The 17,382-nt window shown below is 63.7% G+C and carries 13 protein-coding genes and 2 pseudogenes; 6 read left to right on the top strand and 9 right to left on the bottom strand.

Annotation, left to right across the window (positions count from 1 at the left end):
* The first annotated feature begins 135 nt into the window (after nucleotides 1-135).
* Nucleotides 136-1,530 (top strand): dihydrolipoyl dehydrogenase, encoded by a 1,395-nt coding sequence (gene lpdA / locus NKI97_RS23245; protein ID WP_352836793.1) that lies wholly within the window; start codon nucleotides 136-138, stop codon nucleotides 1,528-1,530.
* A 168-nt stretch (nucleotides 1,531-1,698) separates the two neighbouring features.
* Here the strand turns inward: lpdA and NKI97_RS23240 are convergent, their stop codons facing one another.
* Nucleotides 1,699-2,802 carry a saccharopine dehydrogenase family protein gene (locus tag NKI97_RS23240; RefSeq protein WP_352836766.1) on the bottom strand — a complete coding sequence of 368 codons (1,104 nt, stop codon included), beginning with the start codon at nucleotides 2,800-2,802 and terminating at the stop codon, nucleotides 1,699-1,701.
* A gap of 123 nt (nucleotides 2,803-2,925) precedes the next feature.
* Here NKI97_RS23240 and NKI97_RS23235 point away from each other — a divergent pair, with 123 nt between their 5' ends.
* The 3 genes from NKI97_RS23235 to NKI97_RS23225 all read left to right on the top strand — a co-directional run bounded on the left by NKI97_RS23235 (nucleotide 2,926) and on the right by NKI97_RS23225 (nucleotide 5,335).
* On the top strand, nucleotides 2,926-3,354 hold the full coding sequence (locus tag NKI97_RS23235) for an Lrp/AsnC family transcriptional regulator (protein ID WP_352453822.1): 429 nt from the start codon (nucleotides 2,926-2,928) through the stop codon (nucleotides 3,352-3,354).
* A gap of 357 nt (nucleotides 3,355-3,711) precedes the next feature.
* Nucleotides 3,712-4,077, top strand: a complete 366-nt coding sequence (locus NKI97_RS23230) for a RidA family protein (protein WP_352453823.1) — start codon at nucleotides 3,712-3,714, stop codon at nucleotides 4,075-4,077.
* Between the two features lie 22 nt (nucleotides 4,078-4,099).
* The gene (locus tag NKI97_RS23225) at nucleotides 4,100-5,335 is read left to right on the top strand and encodes an amidohydrolase/deacetylase family metallohydrolase (protein ID WP_352453824.1); all 1,236 of its coding nucleotides are present in this window, start codon (nucleotides 4,100-4,102) and stop codon (nucleotides 5,333-5,335) included.
* Between the two features lie 177 nt (nucleotides 5,336-5,512).
* Here the strand turns inward: NKI97_RS23225 and NKI97_RS23220 are convergent, their stop codons facing one another.
* From NKI97_RS23220 to NKI97_RS23195, 6 genes and pseudogenes are all read right to left on the bottom strand, one after another.
* A complete protein-coding gene (locus tag NKI97_RS23220; protein WP_352748321.1) occupies nucleotides 5,513-7,294 on the bottom strand; it encodes an NAD(P)-binding domain-containing protein in 1,782 nt (593 codons plus the stop codon).
* A 139-nt stretch (nucleotides 7,295-7,433) separates the two neighbouring features.
* The gene (locus tag NKI97_RS23215; protein WP_352836762.1) at nucleotides 7,434-9,467 is read right to left on the bottom strand and encodes an aldo/keto reductase; all 2,034 of its coding nucleotides are present in this window, start codon (nucleotides 9,465-9,467) and stop codon (nucleotides 7,434-7,436) included.
* 56 nt (nucleotides 9,468-9,523) lie between these two features.
* A complete protein-coding gene (locus tag NKI97_RS23210; RefSeq protein ID WP_352836759.1) occupies nucleotides 9,524-10,621 on the bottom strand; it encodes an ABC transporter ATP-binding protein in 1,098 nt (365 codons plus the stop codon).
* Nucleotides 10,622-10,629: 8 nt separating this feature from the next.
* A pseudogene (locus NKI97_RS23205) lies at nucleotides 10,630-11,479 on the bottom strand (carbohydrate ABC transporter permease).
* Entirely contained in the window at nucleotides 11,476-12,336 is an 861-nt protein-coding gene (locus NKI97_RS23200) for a carbohydrate ABC transporter permease (protein ID WP_254817930.1), read from the bottom strand. Before NKI97_RS23200 ends, NKI97_RS23205 begins: the two are co-directional and overlap by 4 nt.
* A 205-nt stretch (nucleotides 12,337-12,541) precedes the next feature.
* Complete coding sequence (locus NKI97_RS23195; protein WP_023675947.1) at nucleotides 12,542-13,813, bottom strand: extracellular solute-binding protein; 1,272 nt, start codon at nucleotides 13,811-13,813, stop codon at nucleotides 12,542-12,544.
* 106 nt (nucleotides 13,814-13,919) lie between these two features.
* On the opposite strand from NKI97_RS23195, the gene NKI97_RS23190 reads away from it, so the two are divergent.
* Complete coding sequence (locus NKI97_RS23190) at nucleotides 13,920-14,792, top strand: helix-turn-helix domain-containing protein (RefSeq protein WP_352450267.1); 873 nt, start codon at nucleotides 13,920-13,922, stop codon at nucleotides 14,790-14,792.
* Nucleotides 14,793-14,801: 9 nt separating this feature from the next.
* On the opposite strand, the gene NKI97_RS23185 is transcribed toward NKI97_RS23190, so the two are convergent.
* Nucleotides 14,802-16,040 (bottom strand): M24 family metallopeptidase, encoded by a 1,239-nt coding sequence (locus tag NKI97_RS23185; RefSeq protein ID WP_352748245.1) that lies wholly within the window; start codon nucleotides 16,038-16,040, stop codon nucleotides 14,802-14,804.
* Between the two features lie 188 nt (nucleotides 16,041-16,228).
* Nucleotides 16,229-16,567: a hypothetical protein gene (locus NKI97_RS23180; protein WP_023675950.1), complete on the bottom strand. Its 339-nt coding sequence runs from the start codon at nucleotides 16,565-16,567 to the stop codon at nucleotides 16,229-16,231.
* Between the two features lie 386 nt (nucleotides 16,568-16,953).
* Between NKI97_RS23180 and NKI97_RS23175 the strand changes: the two are divergent.
* Nucleotides 16,954-17,261 (top strand): annotated as a pseudogene (locus NKI97_RS23175) (ferritin-like domain-containing protein); the annotation flags it as partial.
* Between the last annotated feature and the right edge of the window lie 121 nt (nucleotides 17,262-17,382).

Here is a 17,382-nt window from a genome sequence, read left to right as displayed (position 1 = left end):
CCGCCTTTCGCCAATCTCCAGCCTTGCAGGACTAAGCCGAACGCGAAAGCTGCCAATCTCCCCCCTTGAGGGGGAGATGTCCGGCAGGACAGAGGGGGGCGCTGCCCCGCCGGCTCGTCGAACTAAGGTGCAATGATGAAGGAAATCTCCTGCAAGCTGCTGGTCATCGGCGCCGGTCCGGGCGGCTATGTCTGTGCCATCCGCGCCGGGCAGCTTGGCATCGACACGGTGATCGTCGAGGCAGGCAAACCGGGCGGCACTTGCCTCAATGTCGGCTGCATCCCGTCAAAGGCGCTGATCCATGCAGCCGAAGAGTTCGAAAAGCTCTCGCACATGGCCGGCGGCAAAAGTCCACTCGGCATAACGGTCGCGGCACCGTCGCTTGATCTCGCGGCGACCATTGCCTGGAAAGACGGCATCGTTAGCCGGCTGAACAACGGCGTCGCCGGCCTGCTGAAGAAAGCGGGAGTGAAGACGGTGCATGGCTGGGCGACATTTCGCGACGGCAAGACCGTTGCCGTCGAGACCGAGATCGGCATGCAGGTGATCCGCGCCGAAACGGTGGTGATAGCAACCGGCTCGGCGCCGGTCGAGCTGCCATCGCTGCCGTTCGGCGGTCCTGTCATTTCGTCGACCGAGGCGCTGGCGCTGAGCGAAGTTCCGGAGAGGCTGGCGGTGGTCGGCGGCGGCTATATCGGGCTGGAACTCGGCATCGCCTTTGCCAAGCTGGGCGCCAAGGTGACCGTGGTCGAGGCGTTGCCGCGCGTGCTGGCGCAATATGATGCGGAACTGACCCGGCCGGTGGTGAAGCGGCTGGCCGAACTCGACATCGAGGTGCTCGTGAACGCCAAGGCCAAGGGGCTGTCCACTAAGCGCGACGCGCTGCTGGTCGAGACGAATGGCGGCAAGAACGGCAAGATCGCTGCCGACAAGATGCTGGTCACGGTCGGTCGCAAGCCGGTGACCGAAGGCTGGGGGTTAGAGCAGATCGACCTCGACATGGCCGGATCCTTCATCCGCATCGACGACCAGTGCCGCAGCTCGATGCGCGGCATCTTTGCCATTGGCGACGTCACCGGCGAGCCGATGCTGGCGCATCGGGCCATGGCGCAAGGCGAAATGGTCGCCGAGATCGTTGCCGGCCACAAGCGCAGCTGGGACAGACGAGCGATCCCGGCTGTCTGTTTCACCGACCCGGAGCTGGTCACCGCAGGCCTGTCGCCGGAGGAGGCCAAGACCCGTGGCGAGATCAAGGTCGGACAGTTTCCCTTCACCGCCAATGGCCGGGCGATGACGAAGTTGGGCGAGGACGGATTCGTTCGGGTAGTGGCGCGGGCGGACAACCATCTGGTGCTTGGCATCCAGGCCGTCGGCCAGGGCGTGTCGGAGCTGTCCACTGCGTTTGGGCTGGCGCTGGAGATGGGCGCGACGCTGGAGGATATCGCCGGGACGATCCATGCCCATCCGACACAGGGCGAGGGTTTTCAGGAAGCGGCGCTGAAGGCGCTGGGGCACGCACTGCATATCTGAGGGCTCGCGCTCTCCCCCCTTGAGGGGGAGATGGCCGGCAGGCCAGAGGGGGTCGGTTCGACTGGATGCGACCTCCCTTGCGACAGATGGAGGTTGGCGCTCTACGCGAGGCGACCCCCTCTGTCGCCTTCGGCGACATCTCCCCCTCGAGGGGGGAGATTACGCAGCTCATCCTGCAAGCCGGCTAACCATCTCGTGCTGCGCATAGGCGCGGCCGAAGCGGTTGGCCAGGAACGCGTCGAGCGCGATGTCCTCCTGCTTGATGAAACCTCTGGCCGGCAAGGTGCCGTCGGCGAGCATGTCGAGCACGGCGCAGATGGCCGATGCGGTGGTGATCTGGATGGCGCTGCGCACCGTTTCGCCGTCGCGCCTGGCGTAGATCTTGTTGGCGTAGGTTTCCTGCAGCAGACGGCCGTTCTTGCGGCCGCTGACGGTGACGAAAACGATGACGACGTCCTGCAGCGTCGCCGGCAGGGCGCTTTCGAAAATGTCCTTCAGCACGTCGCGGCGGTGGCGCAGGCCGAGGTCGTTGAGCAGCGCCTTCATGATCGCGGCATGGCCGGGATAGCGGATGGTGCGGTAATTCAGCGTGCGCACTCTGCCCTTCAGCGTTTCGGCCAGCGTGCCCAGCCCGCCCGAGGTGTTGAACGCCTCATAGGTGACGCCGTCGAGCGAGAATTCTTCACGCTCCTCGAGCGGCGGCACTTCGATCAGCTCGCCTTCGACGATCGCCTCGCAAGGCTCGCAATATTCGTTGATGACGCCGTCGGTGCTCCAGGTCAGATTGTAGTTCAGCGCATTCGACGGGTACTGGGGCAGCGCGCCGACCCGCATGCGCACGCTTTCCAGCGTGTCGAAGCGGCTGGCGAGATCGTTGGCAACGATCGAGATGAAGCCCGGCGCCAAGCCGCATTGCGGGATGAAGGCGCTGCTGCCGGAACGAGCCAGTTCCTTGACCCGCCTGGTGCTGACGACGTCCTCGGTCAGATCGAGATAGTGCACGCCGGCGCTGGCCGCCGCCTCCGCGATGCGCGTGGTCAGATGGAAAGGCGCGGCGCTGAGCACCGCGAATTTGCCGGCCAAGGCCGCTTCGAGGGTGCCGGCGGCCTCGATGTCGAGTTCCAGCGTCTCGACCGTTTCAGACAGTTCGGCCGCGCCGAGCTGCGCCGCCGAGTGGTCGATGAGCGTGACATGGTAGTCGCCCGTGAAAGCCAGCATCTCGGCAATGGTCGAGCCGATCTTGCCGGCGCCGACGACGATGATTTCCTTCATGACCGGTCCCTCGCACCAATGCCAAATTCACGGTTAGAATCGCAGCTTGCCTGTCGAAAGGAAGCGTGAGATTGTACGAAACGCAGTCTCTCTTTGCGCAATGTGCCGGCAGGGTTCGTCTAAATGCTCAGCGATGCCGACCTGGCTCTGCTTTCCCTGCTGCGTATCAATGCGCGCGCCTCGACCGCCGAACTGGCGCGGCGGCTCGGCGTCTCACGAACCACGGTGCAAAGCCGGATCGAGCGGCTGGAACAGCGTGGCATCATCGCCGGCTACGGGGTCAGGCTGTCGCCGGATTACGAGCAGGGGCTGGTCAGGGCGCATGTCCTGCTCACCGTCACCCCCAAGCTTGCCGACAAGGTGGTGCGCAGCCTGCAGGCGTTGGCACCGGTTCGCACGCTGCACTCGGTCAGCGGCAATTTCGACATGATCGTCATCGTCGAGGCGCCTTCGATCAGGGATCTCGACACGCTTCTCGACCAGATCGGCGCCATGGACGGAGTCGAGCGCACGTCGTCGTCGATCATCCTGTCGACGCGGATCGACCGCTGAGCCGGCTGGTGTCGCGGGTCCAGACGCTGGCGGGACAGCGTCCCCCTCTGCCCTGCCGGGCATCTCCCCCTCCAGAGGGGAGATTGGATGTCACCGCGGCTTTCGCCAATCTCCAAGGTGGCTGAATGGATGCTATCGGCGAAGCTGCCGATCTCCCCACTAGAGGGGGAGATGCCAAGTGATCGCAAAGAGGGCAGGACAGAGGGGGGCGCGAAGGATCACCAAGGGCGGTGATCGTTCTGGCGTTACCGCAGCAAAGCGATATAGGCTTTCAAAATGTGGATCGATGGCGTGCAGCCGCCCCCTATCTCTCGCAGCATCGCGCGTTCACCCAAAGAACCTAGATAGGAGGCCTCCTTGCCCAAGCAGTGTTTTGGAAAATCCCATGTGCCGTTGTCGCCGGCGGTCAGGGCCGGCGATTTCGTCTATGTCTCAGGCCAGGTGCCGGTCGGCACAGACGGGCTGGTGGTCAAGGGCGGCATCGCCGAACAGACCGAGCAGGTGCTGTCGAACGTCAAGGCGGCACTGGCGCTGGCCGGCTGTACCCTCGACGACGTAGTCAAGACGACGGTCTGGCTCGAAGACGCCCGCGATTTCGGCATTTTCAACACCGTCTATGCCAGGCATTTCCCGAAAGACCCGCCGGCGCGCACGACAGTGGAGTCGCGGCTGATGATCGACATCAAGATCGAGGCCGAGGCCGTTGCCTACAGGCCGGCCTGACGGGAAAGTGGAGACAGGCGCGATGCAATTCGATCTCCTGATAAAAGGCGGCCGCCTCATCGATCCGGCATCCGGCCTCGACGCGCAGCGCGATCTGGCGATTGCCGACGGCCGTATCGCCGCGATCGACACCGAAATCCCCTTCGAACGTGCCGCCCGCGTCATCGATGCCACGGGCTCCATCGTCGCGCCCGGCCTGATCGACCTGCACAGCCATGTCTATTGGGGCGGCACGTCGCTCGGCGTCGATGCCGACCGGCTCGCCGCAAAGAGCGGCACCACCACCTTCATCGATGCCGGAAGTGCCGGCGCCGGCAATTTCCTCGGCTTTCGCTGCCACGTCATCGAGCGCTCGAAAGTCCGCATCCTGGCCTATGTCAACATTTCCTTTGCCGGCATATTCGGCTTCTCGCAGACCGTGGCGGTCGGCGAGTGTAGCGACCTCCGGCTCTGCGAACCGCGCGAGACGGTAGCGGCGGCTCGCGAGCACGCGGACGTGGTTGTCGGCGTCAAGGTCCGCTCGGGTCGCCATGCCGGCGGCACCAGCGGCATCGCGCCGGTCGATCTCGCGCTCGAAGCCGCCGACAAAGCCGGCCTGCCGCTGATGGCGCACATAGACGAGCCGCCGCCGGGCCGCTCGGAAGTGCTGCCGCGGCTGCGCAAGGGCGACATTCTCACCCACTGCTTCCGGCCGTTTCCCAACGCGCCGATCTTCGCCTCGGGGGCGGTGCGGCCAGATATGCGGCTGGCGCGCGAGCGCGGCGTCATCTTCGACATCGGCCACGGCATGGGCTCGTTCGATTTCGAAGTGGCGAAAGCGATGCTCAGCGAGGGGCTGGCGCCGGACGTGATCAGCAGCGACGTGCATCTCTACTGCGTCGACGGGCCGGCCTTCGACATCCTGGTCTGCATGTCGAAGCTGCTGGCGCTCGGCATGCCGCTGGTCGAGGTGCTGCGCGCCGCCACGCAGCGCCCTGCCGAAGCGATCGCCAGGCCCGATCTCGGCAGGCTTGCGGTGGGTGCGGTCGGCGACATCGCGGTGTTGCGGCTGCGTCCGGGCCGCTTCACCTTTGTCGATTCGGTCGGCGCCTCGCTGGTCGCCGAGCAAAGGCTGGTCTCGGACGGAATCGTGGTCGGCGGCAGCTGGTGGCCGAACGAGGCGGTGGACGATCTCGGCGAGACCGAACGCTTCGAAGCGCATGCGCACGACACGCATGTCGAGGTGGCGAGCCGGCATTTCGGGCGTGGCCACGATTGAGGGCTGTGCGGCTCTTCCTTCTCCCCTTGTGAGAGAAGGTGGATTGGCGCGCAGCGCCAAGACGGTTGAGGGGTGTTGGGAGGATCGCCGTCTTTGCCAAGCTGGAACACCCCTCATCCGACCGAGCTTCGCTCGGCCACCTTCTCCCACAAGGGGAGAAGGGAAGGGCCGCGCAGCCTACTTCCCCGGCGCTCCATAGACCGGCGTCGCAATGCCTTCCATGCGCGCCTTGATCTGCAGCGCGACGTACTTCGAATAGAAGCGCGACAGCGCCAGATTGCCGCCGTGGAACCACAGCGCTTCCTGTGCCGTCGGCTTCCACATGTTGCGCAATTCGCCTTGCCACGGCCCGGGATCGCCTTTCACGCCCGAGCCAATCCCCCAGCACGGGCCGACCTTGTCGGCGACTTCGCGCGAGACGATCGCCGCCACCGTTTCGTTCATCGACTGATAGCCGGTGCAGGCGATGATCGCGTCGGCCGTGAGTTCGGTGCCGTCGTCGAAGAGAATGCCTGTCGGCGTCAGCGACTTGATCCCGACGCCGCTGCGGATGCCGATCTCGCCGTCGATGATCAGATCGCAGGCGCCGACGTCGATATAGAAACCCGAGCCCGTGCGGTAGGCCTTCATCAGGAGCCCGGTCTCGTCGTCGCCGAAATCGATGGCGAAGCCGGCGCCGCGCAAGCGATCGTAGAAGGCCGCGTCGCGCGCCTTGATGATGTCGTAAAGCGCGCGCTGGCCTTGCGGCAGCAGCGCGAACGGCGTCGAGGCGACGATCATGTCGGCCTTCTCGGTGGTGATGCCGCGGGCCAGCGCCTTTTCCGAAAAGATCTCGAAACCGATCTCCATCAGCGTGTCCGACTTGACCACCGTCGTCGGCGAGCGCTGGACCATGGTCACCTCAGCGCCGCTCTCCCAGAGGTCGACGCTGACGTCATGGCCGGAACTTGCCGCGCCGATGACGGCGACCTTTTTGCCGCGGAATTTCTCGCCGCTGGAATACTGGCTGGAATGCAAGATTTCGCCGTCGAAGACCTCGGCGCCCGGCAGGTCGATGCGCCTGGGCGGGCCATAAGCACCGGTTGCAAAGACGATGTGCCTGGGCTTCAGCGTGATGCGCTCGCCGGCGCGATCGAGCTCGACCGTCCAGATTTTTTCGGCGTCGTCGTAGGACGCGCTGACGCATGTCGTGGAGGTCCAGTAGTTGAGCTCCATGACGCGCGTATACATTTCCAGCCAGTCGCCCATCTTGTCCTTGGGCGTGAACACCGGCCAGTTCTCGGGAAACGGGATGTAGGGCAGATGGTCGTACCAGACCGGGTCGTGCAGCACGAGCGAGCGATAGCGATTGCGCCAGGAATCGCCGGCCTGCGCATTCTTCTCAATGACGATGGCCGGCACGCCCAATTGCCTGAGCCGCGCCCCCAGCATGATGCCGCCGTGGCCGCCGCCGATAACCAGGCAGTAGGGCTGCTGGCTAACGCCGAGATCACGCGCCTCGCGGCGCCTCGCCTCCAGCCAGGTCTCGCGTTCCGGATCCGCCTTGTGGCGGACGCCCAGCGGCCGCGCCGGGCCCTTGCGCTCCTCCAACCCCTTGAGATCGCTCATCGCCGTAAACAGCGTCCGGCATTTGCCGTCCCTGAGGCGCATGATGCCATGGCCCCACGCCGATGACGTCTCGAAAGAAAACCAGGCCTCGATCGTGCCCTCGTCCGAAGTCGCTTCGCCGCTGAGCTGCCACTGGGCAGGCCTAGTCATTGCCAGCGTCGCCGCCAGCATGTCGCGGATCGCGGCGCGGCCTTCCATCGTCTTGATGTTCCAGGTGAAGGTCAGCAGATCGCGCCAGTAGCAGTCCTCGACGAACAAATTGGTTGCGGCCTCGACGTCGCCGGCCTCGAGCGCCCGGGCAAAGGAATCGAGCCAGGTGGCCGCCTGTTTCGTCGGTGCGATGTCGAGCATCTGTCTTCCCTAACTTCCAGTGACGTTTGCGCTGCCCTCATTCTTACCCTTTCCGGGTTCTTTGCGGGAGAGGGTGAGGGCAGCGCAAACAGTCCGGAAGCTAAGGGGCCAACGTAGGCCGAAGCGATCGCCGCTGCCGTCAGGCCCGCGCGCGGGCCTGATCCGAACCGCTATCCAGCCATGCAAGATCGTCCGGCGAAAGTGAAATGTCGAGCGCCTGGAGGCTGTCTTCCAATTCGTCGAGCGTGCGCGGCCCGATCAGCGGGACGGACGGAAAGGGCTGCGCCAGGACATAGGCGAGCGCGACGTGGATCGGGCTTTTGCCCAGCCGTCTGGCGAGCTCGATGGCGCGGTCGCGACGGCCGAAATTCCTCTCCGAATACCAGACCCGGACCAGCTCCTCATTGTCGCGCCGGTCGCGGCCGGCGCGGTCGGTGAAGAAGCCGCGGCCTTGGCTCGACCAGGCGAAATTCGGCATCTGCCGGGCGGCGAGCCAGGCCTTCCATTCGTCGCTGGAGGAGGTGACGCAGCCTGCCCAGATCGGCTCCAGCATTTCGGCCAGCGAGAAATTGTTGGAAAGCGCGCCGGGCTTCTGCTTGCCGGTGCGCTCGGCATAGGCAATCGCCTCATCCATGCGTTCCATCGTCCAGTTCGAGCCGCCGAACGGACCGCGAATGCGGCCGGCCTTGACCTCGCGGTCCATCGCATCGACGAATTCGTCGACCGGCACATCCGGATTGTCGCGGTGCATGAAATAGACGTCGATATGGTCGGTCTGCAGCCGTTCGAGCGACTGGGTGAGCTGCTTGCCGATGACGTCGGGATAGCAGAGCGGCGAGTGCGCGCCCTTGCCGATGACCACCGACTGCTCGCGCACGCCGCGGTTCTTCAGCCACTGGCCGAGCAGCGTCTCGGTATAGCCGGAACCGTAGACGAAGGCGGTGTCGAACAGATTGCCGCCGGCCTCGAAATAGGCATCGAGCAGGATGGCGCCTGACGAAAAGGTGCGGAAATCCTCGAAGCCGAGCGCCAGGCACGAGGCCGGCCGCGGCAGGCCAGGAATGCTGCGCTTGGGGATGGTGGTTCCGCCGGAGCGCAGCTTCCGTCCGGAGATCGTGTTGACGCGCTTTGCCGGTTTCTCGATGTCGTATTCGAGCCCGATTGCGGCCCGCCATTTGTCGAGCACGCGCAGATTGCCGAGACTGTCGGCCCAGCCCATGCCGGGCCAGGCGAACTCCTGCTTGCCGCCGAGAATGGCCTCGCCGGCGGCGTCGGCCTCAAATGCGTACAGCCAGCCGTCCTCCGTGACCTCGACCACCTCGGTGACACCCGGACGGATGATGCGGATTTCGCCGGTGCCGCCTTGCTGGCCGCCGGCATACCAGAAATCCGCCACCTCGATGCGGCCTTTGCTGCCGAGAATACGCAAGACATTGTCCTGAGCGAGCGAGATGCTGCAGGACACTTCCGCGACGATGCCGCCCGGAAAATGCAACAGCGCCGACGCCCATTCGTCGACGCCGGATTGGCCGAGATGCGCAGCGCCGACGACTTTGTCCGGCTCGGCGAAGGGCTTTCCCGCCGCGGCGCCGGCAATCAGCCGCGCCATCGAGACGGGATAACCGCCGACATCGAGAATGCCTCCGCCGGCGAGATCCTTGGCGTAGAGACGGTGCTCCGGCATGAAGCCCGGCATGGCGAAGCCGAAGCTGGATTTGATCATCTTGATGTCGCCGATCGCGCCGGCCCTGATCAGCTCGACCAGCTTGGCCGTCTGCGGATGCAGCCGGTACATGAAGGCTTCGCCGAGAAAGGTGCCGGCCTTGCGCGCGGCATGGATCATGGCGTCGGCTTCGAATGCGGTCAGGCCAAGCGGCTTTTCGCAAAGCACGTGCTTTCCGGCCTCGGCCGCCTTGATCGCCCATTCGGCATGGCTCGGATGCGGCGTCGAAATATAGATCGCGTCGACATCCGGATCGCCAACCAAAGCCTCGTAGCCGTCGAGGATGCGGGCGCCGGGGAAAGCTTCGGTGAGCCCCGCCTTGCCGGGATTGCGCGCCCCTAAGGCGACCAGTGTGCCGGTGCGCGAATGGGCGACGCCCCCGGCAAAAGCCCTGGCGATGTTGCCGGGCCCGAGAATGCCCCAGCGAACTTTTTCTGGTTTGGACGTCATGTCAAATCTCCGTGGGGTGGCCGCGAGCAATCGCGATCGGACAAAAGAAAGATGGGTTAGCGAATGCGTGCGCCGGTGGCGTCGAAGAGAAGCGAGCGGTCGGCTTTGATCGACACCACCAGGTCGTCGCCGTTCGCGCGATGCCGCGAGGCCTCGCGCTCGATGATCAGTTCCTCGCGTCCGCCCCCGGTACCGGAATTGGCATAGACATAGCTCACCGATCCCAAGTGCTCGGCGACGTCGGCCTTGAGGGTAAGGTCGCAATCGCCCTGGCCGGCGTCGAAGAAATGCTCCGGCCGCACGCCAAGCACGACATCGCCGCCTGTTGCAGGCAAGGCATCCGAAAGCGGCTTGCGCAGTCGCGCGCCGCGATGATTGACCAGTTCGACGACCGCCGCATCGTTGTCGGCCCCGACCATTTTTGCCGCCAGGAAGTTCATTTTCGGCGAGCCGACGAAGCCGGCAACGAAGCGGTTGGCGGGGTCGTCGTAGAGATCGAGCGGCGCGCCGATCTGCTCGATATTGCCGGCGTTGAGCACGACGATCCTGTCGGCCAGCGTCATCGCCTCGGTCTGGTCGTGCGTCACATAGACCATGGTAACGCCGAGTTCCTTATGAAGGCGCGATATCTCGACGCGCATCTGCACCCGGAGCTCGGCATCGAGATTGCTGAGCGGTTCGTCGAACAGGAACACTTGCGGCTCGCGCACGATGGCGCGGCCGATGGCGACGCGCTGGCGCTGGCCGCCCGACAATTGCCGCGGCCGCCGCTTCATCAGTTCGGCGATGCGCAGGATTTCGGAAGCCCGCTTCACCCGCCGCTCGGTATCTGCCTTGGGGTTGCCGGTCATTCTCAGGCCGAAGCTCAGATTCTGCTCGACCGTCATGTGCGGATAGAGCGCGTAGGACTGGAACACCATGGCGATGCCGCGATCGGCCGCCTCGACGTCGTTCACCACCTTGCCGCCAATGGCGATCTCGCCGTCGCTGATGTCCTCGAGCCCGGCGATCATCCGAAGCAGCGTGGACTTGCCGCAGCCGGAAGGGCCGACGAAGACGACGAATTCGCCGTCATCGATGTCGATATTGGCGCCGTGGACGATCTCGAAGACGCCGAAGCGCTTGATGACGTTTTTGAGTGTGACTGCCGCCATGCTGATCCTTACTTGATGGCGCCGGCGGCGATGCCGGCAACGAAATGGCGCTGCAGAAGCACGAACACGACGAGCATTGGCGCCGTCAGCATCACCGCGCCCGCCATGATGCCGCCCCAGGACACCTTGGTGAGACCGATCAGCGTGCCGAGCGCCACGGGCGCGGTCATTGCGCCCGGCTTGGAATTGATCAGCAGCGGCCAGAGATAGTTGTTCCAGGAGGCAAGGAAGAGGATGATGGCGAGCGCCGCCAGCATCGGCCGCGCCAGAGGCAGTGCGACGAACAGGAATATCCGCCATTCCTTGACGCCCTCGACCTTGGCGGCGTCGAACAGCTCGTGCGGCATCATCGAAAAACTCTGCCGCATGAAGAGCACGCCCAGCGAATTGAACAGCGGCGGCACGATCAGCGCCACCCAAGTGTTGGCGAGCTTGAAGTCGCGCCACCATGATGAATTGCGGGATCAGCACGACCGCATAGGGCAGCGTGATGGTGCCGAAGATGATGGCGACGACCATGCCCTTGCCGAAGAAGTTGTAACGCGCCAGCGCCCAGCCGGCCATCGAGGTCAGCATCACCGACAGGAAGGTATAGGTCACCGCCACCGAGACGGAGATGCCGATGGCGCCGATGAAATTGGTGCCGCGCTGCAGATTGCTGACATTGTCGAGGAAATTGCCATGCGGCAAAAGCTCGATGTCGGGGCTGAAGATGCCGTTGTCGGGCATCGTCGAAAAAACCACCATCATCCACAGCGGAAACAGCCAGACCAGCGCCAGCGGCGTCAGGAACAGATGCAGCGCGATGCTGCGTCCCAATCTGGCCTGGGAACGGCTGACTCTTGAGTGCGAGGTCATTTCGGTTCCCTCGTCAGCCATATCTGCACCAGCGAAATGGCAATCGCCAGCCCGGCCATGGTGTAGGCGACGGCCGAAGCGTAGCCGAAATTGAGCGACCGGAAGCCCTGGCGGTAAAGCAGCAGCCCGAGCGTTTCGGTGCCGCCGCCCGGCCCGCCGCGCTCGGTGATCAGGAAGGGCTCGGTGAACAGCTGCATGGTGCCGATGATCGACAGCACGGCGCAGAACACGATGATCGGCTTGAGCAGCGGCAGCGTGATGTAGAAGAACTGTTTGACCTTGCTGACCCGGTCCAGGGTCGCCGCCTCGTAGACATCCTCGGGAATCGACTGCAAGCCGGCGAGCAGGATGATGGCGTTGTAGCCGGCCCAGCGCCACGTCACCGCCATCATGATCACCGCCATCGCCGGGGTGACGTTGGTAAACCAGTCGACACTGGGCAGGCCGATGCTGTTCAGCAATTTGTTGATGATGCCGTAGTCGAGATTGAACATCAGCCGGAAAACCGCCGAATAGGCGACCTCGCCGACCACGACCGGCGCGAAGAAGGCAAAGCGGAACAGGCCACGGGCCTTGAGCAGCGGCGAATTCAAAAGCACCGCCATCACAATCGCCAGCGAAATCATCACCGGCACCTGGATGACAAGGATCAGCAATGTGTTCTTCAAGGCATTGAAGAAGGCCGGATCGCCGATCAGCCGGCCCCAGTTGAAGGTCGGCGCGAAGCGCCACGGCACGGTGCGCGTCGCCTGGAACGAGATCAGGAACGAATCGATGATCGGCCACAGCCAGAAGATCGAAAAAATCAGCAGATACGGCGCGAGGAAGCGATACGCCGTGGCGTTCTGGTAGCGCATCGTTTTCCTCCTTTCTGCTTTCAAGTTCTTGCCTTCTCCCCTTGTGGGAGAAGGTGGATCGGCGCGAAGCGCCGAGACGGATGAGGGGTGTTGGAAGGAATGCCGTCCGAGCCAAGCTGGAGCACCCCTCATCCGTCGCCTTCGGCGATCCCTTCTCCCACAAGGGGAGAAGGGGAGCCGCGCGCTCGGAGCCGCCTCGTCTAGATCACGACTTGACCGGCAGGCCGGTCGCCGCGGCGATCTGGCTTGCGGCATCGTCGAGCGCTGCCTTGGCGTCGGGATAGCCGCCGGCCAGATATTTGGTCTGCACCGCGCGGATGATAATTTCGGCGTCGCTCTGGAACGGCGTGCCGCGGCTGGGGACGACCTTGGGCAAGGTGCCGAGGATGTCCTTCCACACGGCCTGGCCACCCCAATAGGGCAGGCCTTCGGAGACATAAGGGTCGTTGAGCGCCGAGATCAGCGACGGCACCAGGCCGAAGCCTTTCAGCATGGTGATCTGGCCCTCATTCGTCGCAAGCGTGTATTTCAGATAGGCGTAGGCGGCTTCCTTGTTCTTCGACACCGAGGTGATGGCGAGCGAGGAGCCGCCGAGATTGGCGGCGCGCGGACCGTCGGCGGTCAGGCTCGGCATCAGATAGACGCCCCATTTGCCTGCCCCATCGGGCGATTCGGTGCGCACGGTGCCTTCATACCAGCCGCCATACATCTGCGTGGCGACCTTGCCGGCGGTGTTGTTGGTGATCTTGGTGCTCCAGTCGGCAGAGGAAATGATGCCGGCGTCCTTCATCTCCTTGATCTTGGTCATGGCATCGACGCATTTGGGCTGGTTGACCGTGATCGATTGCCCGTCGGCGGAGAAGTAGGCGCAACCCTGCTCGTTGGAGATCATGCGGAAGAATTCGGAATCGCCGTTGAAATCGGCGTTGGTCATCGTGACGCCGGGATTGGCGGCCTGGATTTTCTTGGCGGCGGCGATGAAATCGTCCCAGGTCTTGATCGAGGACGGATCGACGCCAGCCTTCTCATAGAAGTCGCGGCGGTAGAACATCGCCACTGGACCGGAATCCCAGGGCATCGCATAGGCCTTGTCGTCAACCTCGAGCTCGGTACGCTTGAAGTCGGGGAATTTTGCCTGGTCTTCCGCGGTGTAGCCGAGCGTATGCAGGTCGACGAAGCAATCCGGGAACTGGCTCCAGTAGTTTTCGGCTTCGCCGTTCTCGATCGTAACGATGTCAGGCAGCCCCTCGCCGCCGGCGGCACAGCCGGCGATCGATTTGTCGTAGGTCGGCTGGTTGCCAAGGTCCTCGACCGTCACCTTGATGTCGGGATACTGCTTGTTGAAGCCCGCTATGGTGGCCTTCAGCGACGAAGCGGCGATATTCCAGCTCCAGATCGTGATTTCACCGGACTGCGCAAAGGCCGGGCTGGAGCCCAAGGCAAGCGCGAGCGCGGCGCAGGTCAATTTTATGCGCATTGAAATCCTCCCATTTCAGTTGCTCTCTGTTTGCGAGCGTGGCTAGACTAGGCCTCGGGAAAGCCTTGTCCGCGACAAAGGGAATAAGAAATGAGCGGAAAGTAAGATGCCGGAAAGGCCGTTTTACCAGCCTGGCGCCAGCAGCGTGGAGGGCCTGCCGCTGCTGCTGCAGATGTTCCACACCCAGCCCCTGGTGATGCTCAAGCCGCATTGGCACGCCCAGGTCGAGGTGAATTTCATCGTGCGCGGCGCCGTGCATTACCGCATGGACGGGCACGGGCTTTCGCTTTCTGCGGGCGAGATGTGCCTGTTCTGGGGCGGCCTGCCGCACCAGATGGACGAAGCCTCCGACGATGCCATCTACGCCGGCGCGCATCTGCCGCTGGTGCATTTCTTCCGGCTGCATTTGCCCGTCGAGGTCCGCAACAGACTGATGACCGGGGCGACGCTGGTGACCGACGCCACCGACCGGTCGGACGACCACAATTTCGAGCGCTGGAACCGCTATGCCCGCTCCGGCGACCCGGTCAAGGCCGAGCATGCCGTCAACGAGCTTTTGCTGCGGCTGGAGCGGGTGCGCTTCGAGCCTTACCGGCTGGTGCCCGAAACCCCGGTCGAACAGGAGATAGGCACTCCCTTCGATCAGCAATCGCTGCGCAATGTCGGGCGCATGTGCGACTTCATCGCCGAGAATTTCCTCTACGAGATCGATTGCGTCGACATCGCCGCGGCGGCCGATATCCATCCCAAATACGCCATGAGCATCTTCAAGAAATCGACCGGCATGACGCTCAATGAATATGTGAATCTGCTGCGCCTCAGCTACGCTCAGGCGCTGCTGATGCATCAGGATGCCAATGTGCTGCGCGTCGCCATGGAATCGGGCTTCGGCTCGCTCAGTGCCTTCAACAAGTCGTTCCGCAAGCTTTCCGGCATGTCGCCGTCGGATTTCCGCCGGGGCGTGGCCGGCGCCAGATAACGGCTGGATTCAGCCGATAATATCCAGGCGCCTCGGCAGGCGGTTCATCGGTGACGGACCGTTGGCGGTGATCAGGAACTGGTCCTCGAGATTGAAGCTGGCGAGACCGTCGATGTAGAGCGGGATCTCGAATGCCAGCACCATGCCGGCCTCGATCATGACATTGCTGTCGGCCGAGATGAACGGCCATTGCTCGGAAAACACGGAATGGCCGACGCTGTGGCCGAAATGGCCGCGGCGATAGGAACGCAGGCCCTGGCGCGCCAGGCTTTCGCTGGCGGCGCGATGCACGGCGGCTAACGGCTTTCCGGGCACAAGCGCGGCAAGCCCGTCGGCGAAGGTGCGTTCGGCTATCGCATGCAATTCGGCCTGTTCGGGCGACGGCGGCCCGAAGGTGAAATTCCGCGACATATCCGAGGCATAGCCGTTCACGCTGCACACCATGTCGGCCTTCAGCGGATCGCCGGCGGCGGCGACGGCGTCGGCGCCTTTTGGGCGAGCGCCCAGCGTGACGTATTCCGCCGTCGAGATTTGCTGCGACGACCCGGCGGCTGCATCCGCGACGCCTTGCCGGTAAAGCGCGACCAGCTCAGACTGACGCATGCCGGTCGTCGCATGCTGCTGCAGCCGCGACAGGCCGGCTTCCGACAGGGCGATGCCCTGCTGCAGAAGGTCGATCTCGCTCTGCGATTTGATTGCCCGCAGCCTGTCGAGAACCGGCGAGCCGTTGACCAGGGCAGTGCCCGGCAATATCGCCTGCATCGCGGAAAAATCGCTGGCCGAGACGAAATCCAGCTCGATGCCGAGCGTCGCACGCTCCAGCCCGAATTCTGCGAGGATCGTTTTCAGCTCGCGGACGGAGCGGGCAAGCTCGAAGGTCGCCGGACGTGAAAAACCGGGGGCGCGGCCAACCAAGCCGGCCTCGATGCGCTGCGCAACAGGCCGGTCGGCCGTCGCCGGCTCGAGCGACGCCGATTCGATCCAGATCGCATGCGTGCGCAGCACGGCGCCGGCCATCGCCGCCCGGAGCTGGGCAGCCTGGAAATCCGCCACCACGACGCCGATCGGCAGGTCGCCTCGCTTGGGAATAACGACGAAACCGGCGCCGGCCCGCCGGAACAGGCCGGCCGGGCCGATCCAGGCACCGGTGGCATATTGGAACGCCTCGGGCTCGCAAAGCACCAGCGCCTCGATGCCGGCGCGCTGCATCAGGTCAGTTGCGCGCTCGCGGTCGACAAAGCCGGTCATGGGATCTCCTCGAATGCACTCGAATCCGACGCCGATGCGGCGGCGTTTGACCTTAGCGTAGCTTCAGTGCCGCCGTGGAGCAGCTTTTTTCTGGAAGCGCTGTTCACCTTGAGAGTTCGTCGTCTGGAAACGAAAAAAGCCGCGGCGAACCACGGCTTTCAACGCGACAAGTGGTCTGTTTCGAATGCTTACTCGGTTTCGTCAGAGGTGTCGTCGGCAGTGTCTGCCGCGTCTTTCGCGGCCTTTCTATCCAGCGCTGCCTGCAAGGCCAGCGTAGCCTGCGGTGAGGCCGGTGTCGTGGCAACGACCGCCATTGCATGAGCAACGCCGGTCGTCGACTTGTCCTTGGCCGCGGCGGAAGTGGCGGCTCCGTGTCCCTGCGAGCCGGCCCCGGCCGAGTTTCCGCCGTTGCCGTTGCTGCCGCCATTGCCGTTGCCATTGCCATTGCCCCCGGGAGCAGCGAGTACCGGAGATGCGACAAGGGTGAGAGCGGCTACAGTCGCGAATAGACAGGTGCGCGTTTTCATAGTTCCTCCTTCGAGTCGCCCTCCCGCCAGGATGGGTTCCAGATGAAAAACGTCAGGACTTTCGAATCCGAAAGTCGGCTGTTACCTAGCTTTGTTCAAATACAGTATTCTACAAGACGGACCTTGGTCCGAAATCGATACGCAAAAGTCCTGGATTTTATCGACAGCGTACTTCGGACGACCGCAGCGGCGGGATTTTTGCTGCCGGCAGATCCGGCGCCGCTACAGCGCAGTGTGCGTCGGCTGACATGAGGCTAGGGTCGAGGAAACCTAGCTGCTCGGCTATCGGTGACTGAGGAACATTCCACATTTCGTGAAGTTGGGAGCGCAGGCGTGCTTTTGAGGTGCCAAAATGTTTGATGCCGGCGGGCTTTTGGGAGGAAGCCATGACCCGCGTCACGCCTGCATTTCGTGTTTCGTGCCGCCGCGAATTGCAGTTTGGCCTGGGAGCAACGCTCGCTTCGGCCACCGGGCTTGCCCCGGTTTCCCGCGCCTATGCGCAGGATGAGGTCAAAGACGAAGACATTTTTTTCCGGTTCGCCCTCAATCTCGAATATATATGGAAGCCGAATATTACCTGCGCGGTACAACCGGAAAAGGGATCGAAGACTCGGATGCCGGCCCGAAGGCCGGCGCTGTCGTTGGCGGCAAACAGGTCAGCTTTGACAAGCCTGCAATCGGCGAGTTCATGCGCCCATGGCGTCCAAAAAGCTAGTGAGTTCAATTGGCTCGCCCGAAAAGAGTCGAACTCCTGACCCCCAGATTCTGGTCTGAGAAGTCAAGATCTAGGCGGTTCGAACGTGTCCCCTACTCCG

The organism is Mesorhizobium sp. M0296 (assembly GCF_040321675.1).
GTDB lineage: Bacteria > Pseudomonadota > Alphaproteobacteria > Rhizobiales > Rhizobiaceae > Mesorhizobium.
Note: the sequence above shows the minus strand (reverse complement) of the source record. Positions and strands in the feature narration are given on the sequence as shown.

Bases quoted from the DNA above. Each gene is read 5' to 3' on its own strand.
- lpdA (WP_352836793.1), top strand. From the start codon at position 136: ATGAAGGAAATCTCCTGCAAGCTGCTGGTCATCGGCGCCGGTCCGGGC.
- NKI97_RS23240 (WP_352836766.1), bottom strand. From the start codon at position 2,802: ATGAAGGAAATCATCGTCGTCGGCGCCGGCAAGATCGGCTCGACCATT.
- NKI97_RS23235 (WP_352453822.1), top strand. From the start codon at position 2,926: ATGCTCAGCGATGCCGACCTGGCTCTGCTTTCCCTGCTGCGTATCAAT.
- NKI97_RS23225 (WP_352453824.1), top strand. From the start codon at position 4,100: ATGCAATTCGATCTCCTGATAAAAGGCGGCCGCCTCATCGATCCGGCA.
- NKI97_RS23220 (WP_352748321.1), bottom strand. From the start codon at position 7,294: ATGCTCGACATCGCACCGACGAAACAGGCGGCCACCTGGCTCGATTCC.
- NKI97_RS23215 (WP_352836762.1), bottom strand. From the start codon at position 9,467: ATGACGTCCAAACCAGAAAAAGTTCGCTGGGGCATTCTCGGGCCCGGC.
- NKI97_RS23210 (WP_352836759.1), bottom strand. From the start codon at position 10,621: ATGGCGGCAGTCACACTCAAAAACGTCATCAAGCGCTTCGGCGTCTTC.
- NKI97_RS23200 (WP_254817930.1), bottom strand. From the start codon at position 12,336: ATGCGCTACCAGAACGCCACGGCGTATCGCTTCCTCGCGCCGTATCTG.
- NKI97_RS23195 (WP_023675947.1), bottom strand. From the start codon at position 13,813: ATGCGCATAAAATTGACCTGCGCCGCGCTCGCGCTTGCCTTGGGCTCC.
- NKI97_RS23190 (WP_352450267.1), top strand. From the start codon at position 13,920: ATGCCGGAAAGGCCGTTTTACCAGCCTGGCGCCAGCAGCGTGGAGGGC.
- NKI97_RS23185 (WP_352748245.1), bottom strand. From the start codon at position 16,040: ATGACCGGCTTTGTCGACCGCGAGCGCGCAACTGACCTGATGCAGCGC.
- NKI97_RS23180 (WP_023675950.1), bottom strand. From the start codon at position 16,567: ATGAAAACGCGCACCTGTCTATTCGCGACTGTAGCCGCTCTCACCCTT.